12 protein-coding genes are annotated in these 13,714 nt (G+C 44.2%); 4 read left to right on the top strand and 8 right to left on the bottom strand.

The genetic code is table 11. The features are described 5' to 3' along the window. Window positions 1–216 precede the first annotated feature (216 nt). The 4 genes from folE to PN466_RS11335 form a co-directional block, all read right to left on the bottom strand. A complete protein-coding gene (gene folE, locus PN466_RS11350) occupies window positions 217–867 on the bottom strand; it encodes a GTP cyclohydrolase I FolE (protein ID WP_271939746.1) in 651 nt (216 codons plus the stop codon). Window positions 868–1,022: 155 nt separating this feature from the next. Further along, window positions 1,023–2,087, bottom strand: a complete 1,065-nt coding sequence (locus PN466_RS11345; protein WP_271939745.1) for a CobW family GTP-binding protein — start codon at window positions 2,085–2,087, stop codon at window positions 1,023–1,025. A 905-nt stretch (window positions 2,088–2,992) separates the two neighbouring features. After that, entirely contained in the window at window positions 2,993–3,262 is a 270-nt protein-coding gene (locus PN466_RS11340) for a Txe/YoeB family addiction module toxin (protein WP_390889991.1), read from the bottom strand. Between the two features lies 1 nt (window position 3,263). Beyond that, window positions 3,264–3,524 (bottom strand): type II toxin-antitoxin system Phd/YefM family antitoxin, encoded by a 261-nt coding sequence (locus tag PN466_RS11335; protein WP_271939743.1) that lies wholly within the window; start codon window positions 3,522–3,524, stop codon window positions 3,264–3,266. A 272-nt stretch (window positions 3,525–3,796) separates the two neighbouring features. Between PN466_RS11335 and pheT the strand changes: the two genes are divergently transcribed. From pheT to PN466_RS11315, 3 genes are all read left to right on the top strand, one after another. Further along, window positions 3,797–6,421 carry a phenylalanine--tRNA ligase subunit beta gene (pheT, locus tag PN466_RS11330; RefSeq protein WP_271939742.1) on the top strand — a complete coding sequence of 875 codons (2,625 nt, stop codon included), beginning with the start codon at window positions 3,797–3,799 and terminating at the stop codon, window positions 6,419–6,421. 623 nt (window positions 6,422–7,044) lie between these two features. Then, window positions 7,045–7,404, top strand: coding sequence for an EamA family transporter (locus PN466_RS11320; protein ID WP_271939741.1), 360 nt, complete (start codon window positions 7,045–7,047; stop codon window positions 7,402–7,404). Between the two features lie 15 nt (window positions 7,405–7,419). Then, window positions 7,420–8,394 carry a glycosyltransferase family 2 protein gene (locus PN466_RS11315; protein WP_271939740.1) on the top strand — a complete coding sequence of 325 codons (975 nt, stop codon included), beginning with the start codon at window positions 7,420–7,422 and terminating at the stop codon, window positions 8,392–8,394. A 575-nt stretch (window positions 8,395–8,969) separates the two neighbouring features. Here PN466_RS11315 and PN466_RS11310 read toward each other — a convergent pair. From PN466_RS11310 to PN466_RS11295, 4 genes are all read right to left on the bottom strand, one after another. Next, on the bottom strand, window positions 8,970–9,635 hold the full coding sequence (locus tag PN466_RS11310; protein WP_271939739.1) for a DUF2202 domain-containing protein: 666 nt from the start codon (window positions 9,633–9,635) through the stop codon (window positions 8,970–8,972). Window positions 9,636–9,842: 207 nt separating this feature from the next. Then, the gene (locus PN466_RS11305) at window positions 9,843–10,703 is read right to left on the bottom strand and encodes an Rpn family recombination-promoting nuclease/putative transposase (protein WP_271939738.1); all 861 of its coding nucleotides are present in this window, start codon (window positions 10,701–10,703) and stop codon (window positions 9,843–9,845) included. A gap of 242 nt (window positions 10,704–10,945) precedes the next feature. Beyond that, window positions 10,946–11,089 (bottom strand): high light inducible protein, encoded by a 144-nt coding sequence (locus PN466_RS26305; RefSeq protein ID WP_271939737.1) that lies wholly within the window; start codon window positions 11,087–11,089, stop codon window positions 10,946–10,948. Window positions 11,090–11,261: 172 nt separating this feature from the next. Beyond that, a complete protein-coding gene (locus PN466_RS11295) occupies window positions 11,262–12,164 on the bottom strand; it encodes an alpha/beta fold hydrolase (RefSeq protein ID WP_271939736.1) in 903 nt (300 codons plus the stop codon). A gap of 398 nt (window positions 12,165–12,562) precedes the next feature. Here PN466_RS11295 and PN466_RS11290 point away from each other — a divergent pair, with 398 nt between their 5' ends. Next, complete coding sequence (locus tag PN466_RS11290) at window positions 12,563–13,483, top strand: S66 peptidase family protein (protein WP_271939747.1); 921 nt, start codon at window positions 12,563–12,565, stop codon at window positions 13,481–13,483. Window positions 13,484–13,714 lie beyond the last annotated feature (231 nt).

Below are 13,714 nucleotides of genomic sequence, written 5' to 3'. Positions count from 1 at the left end.
TCGATCAGCTAGAAGAAGTGTTGTACCAGCGCTGCCAAACCTTATTGAAACAGCCAGAATTAATTGGAGGGTTAACCGATTTTTACGGGTGGAGTGAACTCACTGCTATATCACAACTTATTCAACGGACTTGATATGACAGAAGAGGGATAAAAGCCAATGTCTAAGCATTGGCTTTTATTGTGGTGAGATCGCACTAAGTTGGTGTTTTAGATTTTAGTGAAATGAGGGATTGTGGCGAATCAAGCTCATAAACTCTTGGCGGGCTTTGGCATCTTCTGCAAAGATTCCTTGCATAGAACTGGTTACCGTCCAAGAACCTGGCTTTTGTACGCCCCGCATCACCATGCAGATATGGGTGGATTCCACGACGACAGCCACGCCTTGGGGTTTGAGCAAACCTTGTAGAGCATTCGCAATTTGTTGGGTAAGCCGTTCCTGAACTTGTAGGCGACGGGCATACATTTCACAAATGCGGGCAATTTTGGAAAGACCAATTACTTTACCGTTGGGAATATAGGCGATGTGGGCACGTCCTAGGATCGGTAAAATGTGATGTTCGCAGGAGCTAAAGAGATCGATATCTCTGACTAATACCATTTCATCGGTATCTTCGTGAAATACAGCGCCATTGAGCAATTCATCTAGAGATTGGTGATACCCAGAGGTGAGAAACTGGAGTGCTTTGACGACTCGTTTCGGAGTATCCCGCAAGCCTTCGCGATCGGGGTCTTCTCCCAATCCCAATAACAAGGTTCGCACAGCTTGTTCCATCTCGGCTTGGGAAACCCGTGGCTGAGGTTGGGCAGAAATCGCAGCAATGGTTTGATCGACAGATAGGTTATGAGCAGGTATTTGGGCAGTCATAGAATTACAGGAGAGTAAGGACAGTTGAGAATTGAGTTGTGTGGAGGTTGCCCTCCTATAGCGCTTTGCACTAGGGAAGCTGGGTTTGAGTATTGAACTGGAGTCCCAACCGACTCTTTCTCTGCTATTGATGGAGAAAGTTCACTAACCAGGAACTAAGGTGCTTCACACAGGGCTAGTTTGTTACGAATTTGCTCGCTGTTGATGTGCCGCCCAATGACCACAATTTGGTTACTAGGGGGTACATTATCCCAGTCTTCAGCATTGAGAGTGCAGCGTTTGCCACAGAGCTGAAAGATGTGTTTGTGGGGACTTTGGGTAAACCAGAGCAGACCCTTAGCCCGAAATATGTTAGGAGGTAAAGTATCAAGGAATTCTTCAAACTTCCGTAGGGAGAAGGGGCGATCGCTGCAATAAGACACCGACACAAATCCATCGTTATCCAAATGATCGGAGTGATGGTGATGATGTTCATGATCGTGATGGTCATGACTATGCTCGTGATGGTGGGGATCGTCGTGATCGTGCTGGGTTTTTTCAATCTCTTCCTGGACAAGATCGGCGTAGGATTCTTCGTTGTTATATCCCACATCCAAAATTACCGGCAGAGGCACTTGCCCATTTTGGCAGCGCATCATGCGAGCTTTTTCTTTCATTGCCTGAATGTGACCTTCGAGTTCCTCAACTTTTTCAACGGTAACTAAGTCCGTTTTATTGAGCAGGATAATGTCTCCATAAGCAATTTGTTTCAGGGCTGCTTGGCTATCAAAATGCTCTGGGGTAAATTCAGACGCATCCACTAGAGTAATCACAGAGTCAAGATGGGTCAGATCTCGTAACTCAGTACCCAGAAAGGTCAGCATGATGGGCAGGGGATCGGCGATACCGGTGGTTTCAATCACCATATAGTCAATGCGATCGCTGTTTTCTAAGACGTTGTAAACTGCCTGCACCAAGTCATCATTAATGGTGCAGCAAATGCAGCCATTGCTCAGTTGCACCATCTCTTCATCGATAGAAACCAGAAGTTGGCTATCGATATCAATATCGCCAAATTCATTCACCAGTACGGCGACTTTCAAATCCTGACGATTGCTGAGAATTTGATTGACTAGGGTGGTTTTTCCACTGCCTAAGAACCCCGTGATGATGGTAATTGGCATCCCTCGCTTGGGAATCTCAATTGGCGATCGAGTGATGTCGCTGGATGTAAGGGTCATAGATTGAAAGTAAAATGATAATCATTCTCACAAAATAGGATGATACCACAAAAATTAAGTCAGGGATCAACCCATTCCCCTGTCCTAGGTCGGGGTATCGAGGTGATGGTCGTAGAGTGGCACTTGTTCGAGATGGGGTAAATGAAATCAATCAGCAGCTAGTCCAACGCGATCGAGTTAACTGTAGATTGTAGATAGTGGCCGAATGTTGCAGTTTGACCATTCTATGGTTTCTTCTGCTGAAAGCATTCTGAGGCTAACCTGTCGTGAATTACATTCCATAAGGACACATGGAATTGATGAGTCTTCAGATTCCAACTCACATCGATACCCTTGAGACCAATCGGACATCACTATCTTGAAATCAAGAGTCTTTGTCACTTCAAAAATTTTGTTAATGTCAACCTTACCTGATTGAATTGGCTCAATTTTCCCGAATAGATACCACATATCCGATTCTTGATGCTCAAACAGCGCTAGAGGAGAACCTTGTGACGAAAGAATGTAAACATCAGTCATAGCGATTAAAATCTTGATCCATTGTTGATAAACTATCTGCTGTAGAGTTTGACTCAACAGGACGTAGTTCATCCCGATAGGACTCAAAAGCAGGAAAATCAGAGACTCTTTAATAAGATAAGATCGTCTCTGGCCATTGGCAAGGTGAAATTGGTAACGTTTCCATCCTGTGACGTAATACTTGCAGAATTTACGTTGGGAACTCCTCCCAAGGCGGGCGCATGTCGGGGTCTTGTTGAGGCATGTGTGTTTTCGGCAGCTAATATAACATTAGACAATATCTATCTTATCTGCTTCACTCTTGATGCAATCAGATGACGGCCATACATTTCACAAATACGGGCAATTTTGGAAAGACCAATTACTTTACCGCCAAGTTTTCCAGTTCACAATTCATAATGTGTCCACATTCGGATAACTTTTATGATTTTTTCTTCTAGTAATATTTGATAAACCAAACGATGCTGAATATTAATTCTTCTAGAATAGTAACCCTGTAAATCTCCGCTTAGTTTTTCATAGGGAGGATAGGTGGCATAAGGATTTTCTTTAACTACGTCCAGAATTCTTGTCACTTGCTTTCCCAGCCCAGCAGATGCTATTTTTCGAGAATCTTTTTCTGCTTGCTTAGTAAATATAATCGCCCATTCTTCTATTTCATCCATTTAAAATGTCCCTAATTATTGATTCATCAACACAATCTTCCACAGGAGTTTGTCCACCTTCTTTAATGGATTGAGACATTCCAGGTATAGATTGTAAATACAGAGTTTCTTGAATCGCATTCCACTCTGTTTCACTAATCACAATGGCATTACCGGCTGAACCTTGTAATAAAATCGGCCGATCGTTTTCAATCGCTCGATCGACTAATTCATTAATTAGATTGGCGTATTGATTTTGTGAAATGGTTTCCATTTAACATTCCTTTTTTACAATCGATGATGAACTAACAATCTTCAGACAACTTCTCTATTTTAGTCTAACTCGACAGACCGTTGGGTGTATGCGAAGTTTTCAGATAATCCTGGTTGGAATACCCAATCGAGTTGCAAATAATTCTAGCTGGAGATGCTCCGATCCTTATTGCTGGCTGCAATATCATACGTGCCCATCTTGGCAAAGGGGCCTCTAGAAGCGCAAAATAAATAAAGGATTGAGAGAGACTATTAGAGAACAAACCCCCATCCATGCGTATCTCACTGAACTGGCTGCAAGAACTTGTCGATATCACCCTGTCTGCCGATGAACTCGCTCATACTTTAACTATGGCAGGCTTTGAAGTAGAAGACATTGAAGACCGCCGCACTTGGGCTGACGGAGTCGTTATTGGTGAAATTGTGGAAGCTGCGCCCCACCCCAATGCCAATAAGCTTCAAGTTTGCCAAGTCAATGTCGGCGCTGAGGAACCCCTCAATATTGTCTGTGGAGCCTCCAATGCTCGCCAGGGTATTCGCGTACCGGTGGCGGTGGTAGGAACCTATCTGAGCAAAATCGACTTAAAAATTAAACCGGCTAAACTGCGGGGAGTCAAATCTTACGGCATGATTTGCTCTCTGTCGGAATTGGGACTGGAAAAAGAATCGGAAGGGATTCATATTTTTACCCAAGAGGACTTAACTCTGGGTTCTGATGTCCGTCCCCTCTTGGGTTTAGATGATGTGATTTTGGATCTGACTTCGACGGCAAACCGAGCAGATGCCCTAAGTTTAGTGGGTATTGCTCGGGAAGTGGCGGCTTTAACCGGGGCGACTCTAAAACTGCCGAATCTGGAACCATTTTCTCCCCCAGGGCAGAATGGGAAGGTAGTTGTCAAGCTTGATGAGCAGAACAGTCAAGGAAGGGGAAGCGATCGCTATCCTTGTCCAGTTTATATCGGTACAGTGATTGAAGGACTGCAACTGATGCCTTCTCCGGCTTGGCTGCAACAGCGCTTAGTGGCTTCCGGAGTACGTCCGATTAATAATGTGGTGGATATCACCAATTATGTGTTGCTCGAATGGGGTCAACCCCTCCATGCATTCGATTACGATCGCCTCTTAACCGTCACTGACACCCAATCCCCGACCATTGGAGTCCGCTTTGCCCAAGCTGGAGAAACTTTAGTTACCCTAGATGGACAATCTCGCGATCTCTGTTCTGCTAAGAGCGGTCAGTCCGATACCTTGGTCATTACCGCCAATGACCAACCGGTAGCCTTAGCCGGGGTAATGGGGGGAGAAGCCACAGAAGTCCATGACGAAACTACACGAATTTTACTCGAAGCTGCCCTATTTACCCCCATTGTCACTCGCCGTTCCGCTCGCTCCCAAGGACTGCGAACGGAAGCTTCAGCGCGATACGAGCGCGGAGTAAACCCAGCAGAGTTAGACGTAGCTGCGGCTAGGGCTATTCAATTGTTGCAAGAGTTGGCTTCTGGTGAGGTGGTAGCTGGCGAGATAGCTGATTTTCGAGGAGAGCGCCAAACTGGAGGACGGCAAATTTCTCTGCGTTTCGATCGCGTCAAACAAGTATTAGGTTCTCCCTTAGCGAATCCTGAAGAGACGAAAGAAGAACCCCAGGAAGGGGAACTTCTACCGGAAGATGTCGAACGGATTTTAAGCGCTTTGGGCTGTACTCTGGAACAACAAAATTCAGGACGCTCCCTGAGCGGAGTCGAAGGGAGCGCCCCCACTTGGATAGTGACTATTCCTCCCTATCGCTACCGAGATTTAGAGCGGGAAATCGATCTGATTGAAGAGATTGCTCGCTTGTACGGTTATGATAATTTCTGCGAAACCCTACCCGCCCAATCCGAACCGGGATATCTACCGGCGGATGAGTCGATTGTACGGCAGTTACGGGAAGCTCTGCGAGGAGTTGGCTTAACGGAAGTGATGCATTATTCCTATGGGTTGAGTCATCTGCGTCAGGACAGTTTACTTTCGGCTGATTCAACTCAGGTGGCGATCGCCAATCCCTTGTTTACGGAATACTCCACCCTACGCACTGAGTTATTATCGAGTCTCATTCTGGCCTTTCAGTACAATTTAGAGCAAGGTAATGGCCCCCTGAATGGGTTTGAAATTGGCCGCATCTTCTGGAATGAAGAAGATGGACTCATGGAAGCAGATTCTGTTGCCGGTATCATCAGTGCTTCTAGTATGGGCAACTGGATTCGGGGAGGAAAACCTGCCACCCTAAGCTGGTATGAAGCCAAAGGACTGCTAGAAGCGGTGTTTGAGCGGGTTGGATTATCCACACCCGGAGGTGTTTTACCCGGTTCAGGCATTACCCCAACCCAAGTCGAGTATCAGCCAAATCAACAAGATAAGCGATTTCATCCAGGGCGCACCGCTTCCCTATGGCTACAAGGGGAACGGTTAGGAACGTTTGGACAGCTTCATCCCCAGTTGTGTCAGGAGTTGGAAATACCGGATGAGGTGTATGCTTTTGAACTGGATTTAGAGGTAATTCTGGCGACGCTGGAGCAGGATGAAAAGCTGCAACCGGTTTATAAAGGCTATTCCACTTATCCGGGAAGCGATCGCGATTTAGCCTTCTTTGCCGATCGCCAAATTTCTGTGGCAGAAATTGAGAAAGCGATGGTGAAAGCAGCAGCAAAAGGACAACCGAAAGGTTCTTCATTATTGGAATCTGTGGAACTGTTCGATCGGTATCAGGGCGAAAATGTGCCGGAAGGACAGCGATCTTTAGCCTTTCGTCTGGTGTATCGAGCGGGCGATCGGACTTTAGCAGATACCGATGTTGAACCCATCCATCAACAGGTTCGCGATGCTCTAGTCGAGAAATTTAGCGTCACCCTCAGAAGTTAATGGATTTTTTAGGGTGTGTTCAATAACACACCCTAGGGTTGCTTCTCGTTTACTCTTGCTGCTTTCAATCAGCAAGAGTCTCGGTAACTGTTTCTAGCGGTAAATCCAGTAATTCGGCGATCGCCTCCGTACGCAATCTATGACTGAACATGCGAGGAATAACTTGTAACTTCGCCCCAATCTATTCTATGGCCAAACCCTGTTGGATAAATTCCGTTATTTGCCAGTCGAACTTAGTCGGCGCTGCTCTATTATTCATTGGAGCTACGATCTGATTCCAGAAACCCTCATTTAGTTCACTAGGGACTTTTCTTCAGTTAAATGTAAAGTTTTATGTCGAAATTCAACACTTCTGAGTCAAACTACTATCGAGTAAGAAGTTTAACCAGATTTCAAAGAAGAGGCGAGAGTTGAGAACTGGGTAGTTATGAGCAGACAATGACTTGAGAATCGGTTTGACCAGATTGGTAAAGAATGCTAGCATTTAGAGAATATTATTTTAATATTTAAAAATAAAACACCATATTTTATTCTCTTTTTTTTTGCATTAAGCTAACATTCAACACTTCTGACTATAACCCTATTGTCTATTGCTAGAGTGCCTAGCACAAAGCACTATATTTATGAACCCATCTATTATCCTTTATCTCATTGCTTGCGTTTTTAGCATTAGTCTAGGACAACTACTATTTAAATTAGCTGCAAATTTCAGTAATATCCATTCTCCCCAAGAAGTAACACTGATGAGCTATGTCAGCAATCCCTATCTCTGGAGTGCCTTAATTATTTACGGCTCGGCAACCCTATTTTGGATGTGGTTATTGCGATTTATTCCCCTAAATCAAGCCTACCCCTTTATGGCTTTAGCCTTTGTCATTGTTCCCCTGTTGAGTAGCCTGTTTTTAGGGGAAAAAGTTGATGCTCGTTACTTGGTGGGAGTTACCCTAATTATGTCCGGCTTGATTGTCATGAATTATCAATAAAAGAGGGGAGTTAAATTGAGTTTAAAGCCACAAGTTGCTGTCATTATTCCCTGTTACCGAGTTCGCCAACATATCAATTCTGTTTTATCTCAAATTGGCACAGAAGTGGATCAAATCTATCTGGTTGATGATTGTTGCCCAGAAAACACGGGTGAGTTTATTGAAAACAACAATCAAGATCACCGAATTCAAGTCCTCTATCATCGCCAAAATCAGGGGGTTGGTGGTGCAGTGATTACCGGATATCAACAGGCACTTCTAGACGGAGCAAGCATTGTGATTAAGCTGGATGGAGATGGGCAAATGAATCCTCGTTTTATTCCCCAATTGATTGCTTCCCTACTCTCAGGAGAAGCAGATTACACTAAAGGTAATCGCTTCTATCATCCAGAACACCTGCAAGGGATGCCTATAATTCGCGTCTTAGGAAATGCAGGCTTATCGTTTTTGACTAAATTATCCTCTGGATATTGGGAATTATTTGATCCTACAAATGGCTATACCGCTATTCATCATGCTGTTTTAGAACTCATTCCTCTGCGGAAACTGAGTAAACGGTTTTTCTTTGAATCGGATTTACTCTTTCGTCTGAATACCGTGCAAGCGGTGGTAATAGATATTCCCATGCCTTCGCAATATGGAGATGAGCAAAGTAATCTGAAGATTATGAAGATTTTCTTACCCTTTTTATGGGGAAATTGCCATAATTTTATCAAGCGAATTTTCTATAATTATTACTTGAGAAGTTTTTCTATTGCTTCCGTAGAGCTATTACTCGGACTTCCTCTATTACTCTTTGGTTTTATCTTCGGTAGTTTCTCTTGGCTGAAAAGCTTTACTACTGGAGAAACGGCGACTGCGGGAACTGTGATGTTAGCAGCTCTCCCAATTATTCTTGGTTTTCAATTGGTGCTATCGTTTATCAATTACGATATTTCTATTACTCCTCGAATTCCCTTACAACGGAAACTGAGGAAAACCAATACTTGAAGACTATCCCTCTTCTGTCACTCTCCGAGTTCAAGGAATAGGACATCTCCCAATTAGCGGGAAGGACAAAACGATTGAAATTGATTGATATTGTTGATCAATGTATTAAAAGAATTTAATAAATAAGAACTCGGGAAAATATATAGCGCTTCGCGCTAGGCACTCTAGCAATAGGCTTGCTTTGCAATAGCTTGCATGGCTTAGGTTCTAAGGCTTCAAGCTGTACCTCATAGAAGAGAGAAACGCTATAGCCCTCTTCTGTCACTTTCGGAAATCGCGATCGCTGTATCCCCTGTAGACAGAGACATTTGCCGATCTGACTAGATTTTTGAGTTTCTGTTAGGAAAAAACGTCGCGATCGCGGATGCGGCAAGAGTTCTAGAATTCAGTCAAGACAAGTGTTTTCCCAGAGTGACAGAAGAGGGATAGACAATCCTCAAAGCCCATTTGAGTCTGAGTTTCTGTTAGTGTGAGATCGATCAACATCATGCCCTTACTAAGTTTTAGAATTGGACTTCGATTGTACTTTCCTAGAGTGATAGAAGAGGACTATTGCCTAGCGCCTATCATCTTTCTTACTCAAATCTCCGTATCCTTGCGCCCCTATGCCGCTGCATCCAACGATTTCCACATCTCCTGCCCCAGCGATAACCCCCACGATGTCCTTCTCTACTATGATGTCCTCCTTGTCCTCCGGGTTCGTGAGCGGAACTGATAATAGCGTTGTATTGTTCTACCAATAAATGTTGGGGTTGGTAGGTGTCAGAAGTTTGACGACTTAAAACAGAGACAAACGAGCGTAAATGATTACGAGAGCCTCGCATTAAATTACCATACACTTGTTGAATGTTGGGTTTTTGAGTTTGATCGATCTTCTCTTCTAGATCAACAATATCCAGTTCTTCAATCTCTGCCCCAACTTTGAGAGCATCGGCTAAAGAGCGATGACCGGTTTTGAGCAAGGCATCGTATAGTTGTTGTAAGTCTGGATTGGTAAAAACACCTGGGTTGTTATTGGCGATCGGATCGTCGAGTCCGTAACGGTTGAGCAGTCTGAGAACAGCATTCATATGACGAGTCTCGCTTTGGGCGATATTGTCAAAAATAGGAAGTTGCCAACGGGTATATAGAGATAGATAGATATCGTGTGCCAATTTTTCCTCTTCTCGCATATACAGTAATCCTTCTGCTTCTGAGGATTTTAAAGGGCCCGCAGCTAAACGAGCGTTGGAGTACATCATTGGCTTCACTTCTGATAGGGTTTGTAGGGGATTGAGGCTAGATAGCTGATTGCTTCCATTGTATAGCTCAATCGCTATCTAAGAGTATAACTAAATAAAATGAAGTTGGATAGGGTGGGTAAAGAAAATCCAGAGTGGTGCGATCGCTACTTCTGCTAAACTCGCGATCAAAGATCGAGATGAGTGGGTGATTGCCCACCTTGCTGGCTATATTTCCTGACGTAAAGCTGCAACAGCCTCCAAACTTAATCCCGTTGCTTGTGCAATTGTCTCATCATTCAATTGACCCAATAAATTTCGAGCAATGTCACGTTTTCCTTGTTCAATTCCTTCTTGCCGTCCTTCTTGTCGTCCTTCCTGTCGTCCCAAAGCGATCGCCCCCTGTTGATCGTAAATAAACATTTCCCGACGTTCTAACGCTTCTAGTTCCTCTGGTGTTAAACCCGCTTCATTAGCAATCTCAAAGGCTTGATGGAATTCTGGAATCTCATTGAGAGATTCTGGAATAGACGTAAGCGATCGCGCAAATTTCATAAAGTAAATCCATTTATCCGCTAAGGTTTCAAGCTGATTTAAGTCTTTAGTAAACTTGGGTAATTCCACAAAGACTAACTCCAAATCATTATCAGGGTAGTGCCATCCTTCTGATTTCTCTCGATAAACAAAGCGAGAAATGAGCCGATTGCGTTCAGGAAACATATCAAAATCAGTAATAGTCAAAGCAACCACTGGTTTTAGCATTCGATATCCTTGCCCTTTTTGCAGTTGAAAGCTATAAGCTTTGGCAGCATTAAATAAGACCCGCTTCCCAAAAGACTGAACATTTAAGACCTGCATTTCAATAATCACGAGCGTCCCATCATTGAGAGTCGCTCTGACATCAAGATAGGTATCTTTCAACCCTTCAAGTTGAGGCGGTAAATTGGGATTGATAATTTCTAAATCTTTGATGGTGGAATGCCCTTCATAGACCAAAGCATTTAGAAAGCTGATTAAAATATTTTTGCTTTGAATTGAGCCAAATATTTTCTTAAAAGCATAGTCGGTTTTGGGATTAATAAATTCCATAGCAATCGTACCTGAGCGTTTTGTCAAGTCCTAAATATAGTCTAGTCGAGTAGGGTAGACAATACCAGCCCTGTCCATTCAATTTGAGCGACATCACTCAATTTCTAAGTTTTCTTGTTCTATGAAGGAAATCTGTTAATAGATACAAGAAAAAGAGAGGAATCAGCGATCGCTGACTCCTCTCTACAAAGAGATTGTTTCGGTTAGAGATGATGGCATTCATTGATGAATGCCATCGGAGATTACATTAAGCCAAGTTGAGAAAGGATACCTTGACCGGTCATGAACTCCGTAGCTAAACCGATGATAATCCCTAGCATTGCGAGGCGGCCGTTCCAAGTTTCGGCGAAGGCAGTGAAACCCAATTTATTGTCTTGCTTTTCCATCTTTCAGAACTCCGGTGAGATTTCAAGTATCTGTAACCAAACTTAACACAATAAATTGAAGTTGACAACATTTGTTAATATCGTCTGACAGAATTGCTCGGCAAAAGGCAAGGAGCAGTAGGGGTGAAAAATTTTTTGCCCCTACTTGTCGGTGTTCTCCATCCCCTATTTCCTAGGGCGTAGTCCCATATACCCAATTGCGGATTAACTCATTCACCTGAGTGGGAACTTCGTCATGGGGGCAATGCCCTGCTTCGAGGAAATGTTCTGTCAGATCGGGATAATATTGATGGAATTTAGGACTTCTTTCCCTAGCCTTCATCCAGGGGTCAGCTTCTCCCCAAAGAACTAAGAGAGGACAGGCAAGTTGCTGCAAGAGATGATCGACTTTTGCGCCAGGAGGAGTTTTGAAGACGGCGGCAAAAACGTCAGGAGCACCAACATCACAGGAGGGGCGATAAATTTCTTCTACCAGTTGGTCAGTGACGGCGGTTTTATCCAGATAGACCTTGAGGAGGGTTTTACGGATAGTGGCACGACGACGAGCATATTGAAACAGCCAAAAGTTAATCCCTGGTTGCAGAAATAGCCAACGCGTTATTTTACCGATAGTGGCTTTGATGGGGTTGGGTGGGGTCTTAGGTTCACTATCAGAAAAAGGCCCAGCACTGTTGATAAGGACTAAACCGACGGCTGACTGGGGATATTGAGCGGCGACACAGAGAGAGGCGTAACCACCGAGGGAATTGCCAGCTAAAATTGCAGGCTGACCTATGACTTGGGTAATAAAGTCATGGAGTTGATCGCGCCAGAGGTCTCCACTATAGGTTAATTTGGGTTTACTCGATCGCCCAAATCCGAGCAAATCAATCGCCCAAACCTGAAAATCTTCCTGAAGTTCAGCAATATTTTTGCGCCAGTGGTCGGTAGATGCCCCAAACCCATGAACTAGGAGTAAGGAGGGGCGTTGAGGATGGGGTTGTCCAGCTTGGGTATAGTAAATGGAATGGCCGCGCCAATCCCAATATTGGCCAGTTAGATCGGATGGACTGTTTGATGAAACGGTGACTTGCATGGATTGAGTCGGGAAATGACTAAGAAATGTTAATTATTGTAATGTAGCGTTATAGGACTAGGACGTGGTCTATTGCCTTTTGCCTATTACTTGAGACAATAATCTAACGATTTTCACCCACTCATTCAGTGCGATCGATCAAAGACTTAGAATCGTGACTAATGATACCAGATAATTTCAATAGATATTGGGTATTATACCCCAATCAGTCAATTGATCTGATGAGGGGTCTGATCTCCTTCCGGATCGGATCAAAATCAGAGAGTATATAGAAATGGTAGATGCACCCTGATGAACTCCTCCAGTTGGGGACAACTGGGGGATTACTTTCTTTAAGCTTTCCCACAAACCAGAGTATCCTAGACAAGGTAAATCCTGATTATCCTGTCGTTAAGATCATGCCCCTGGCTTTAGCACTCCCTCCTCCCCTTCAAGCTGGAGATCAATTAACGGTCATTGCTCCTAGTGGCCCGTTGCAAGAACAGCAGCGTTTTCAAGCTGGACTGGAACTATGGAAACAACAGGGATATCAGGTCAAGGTTGATGAGAGAATTTATGACCAATGGGGATATTTGGCCGGAAAAGATGGAGACCGCCGCACTCAACTCCTTGACGCTCTCCACGATCCTCAGTGTCGCGGTATTCTATGTGTTCGCGGAGGTTATGGAACGACTCGCTTATTAGAACCCTGGATCGAGGATCTCCCTTGGAAACAGTATCCCAAATGGTTAATTGGATTTTCTGATATTACTGGGTTGTTATGGAGCCAATTTTACCAAGGAGTGGGCGGAGGCATCCATGCGCCTGTACTGACTACCCTCTCCCAGGAACCCTCATGGTCTTTAGAGCGTTTATGGGCCGCTGTTCGTGGAGAACCCTTAGCTGCTCTTCAAGGTAAAGGATGGGGAGGCGATCGCACAGAAGGAATTTTACTGCCGGGTAATTTAACTGTAGCCACCCATCTGCTGGGTACACCTCTACAACCTGATGTTCAGGGAGTGATTTTAGCCTGGGAAGATGTCGGAGAAATGCCCTATCGCATAGATCGGATGCTCACTCAGTGGCGCATGAGCGGGCTTTTAAGCCAAGTTCGAGGGATTGCCTTGGGTCGGTTTAGTCAATGTGAAGCTCCCCAAGGACGACCGAGTTTAACCGTAGAAGAGGTTTTAGGCGATCGCCTCTCAGACTTAGGTATTCCGATCGTTTCTGATTTACCCTTTGGTCATGATGGTGAAAATGGAGCCTTACCCGTTGGCGCTTCAGTGTGCTTAGATGCACAAACAGGAAGGTTAGAATTTATCTATAGCGCTTCGTGCTAGTTAATGGGGAGTAATGGATAATGGGTATTGAGGGATCAAAAACTTTCAATCAAGTTTGGGCATTTAGTTTTTAATTCATATCAAGTCCGTTGAATAATATCAAGTCCGTTGAATAAGTTGTGATATAGCAGTGAGTTCACTCCACCCGTAAAAATCGGTTAACCCTCCAATTAATTCTGGCTGTTTCAATAAGGTTTGGCAGCGCTGGTACAACACTTCTTCTAGCTGATC

Source organism: Roseofilum reptotaenium CS-1145 (genome assembly GCF_028330985.1).
In the GTDB taxonomy this organism is placed as follows: domain Bacteria; phylum Cyanobacteriota; class Cyanobacteriia; order Cyanobacteriales; family Desertifilaceae; genus Roseofilum; species Roseofilum reptotaenium.
The sequence above is the reverse complement of the archived record's forward strand: the minus strand, read 5'-3'. Positions and strand labels throughout refer to the sequence as shown.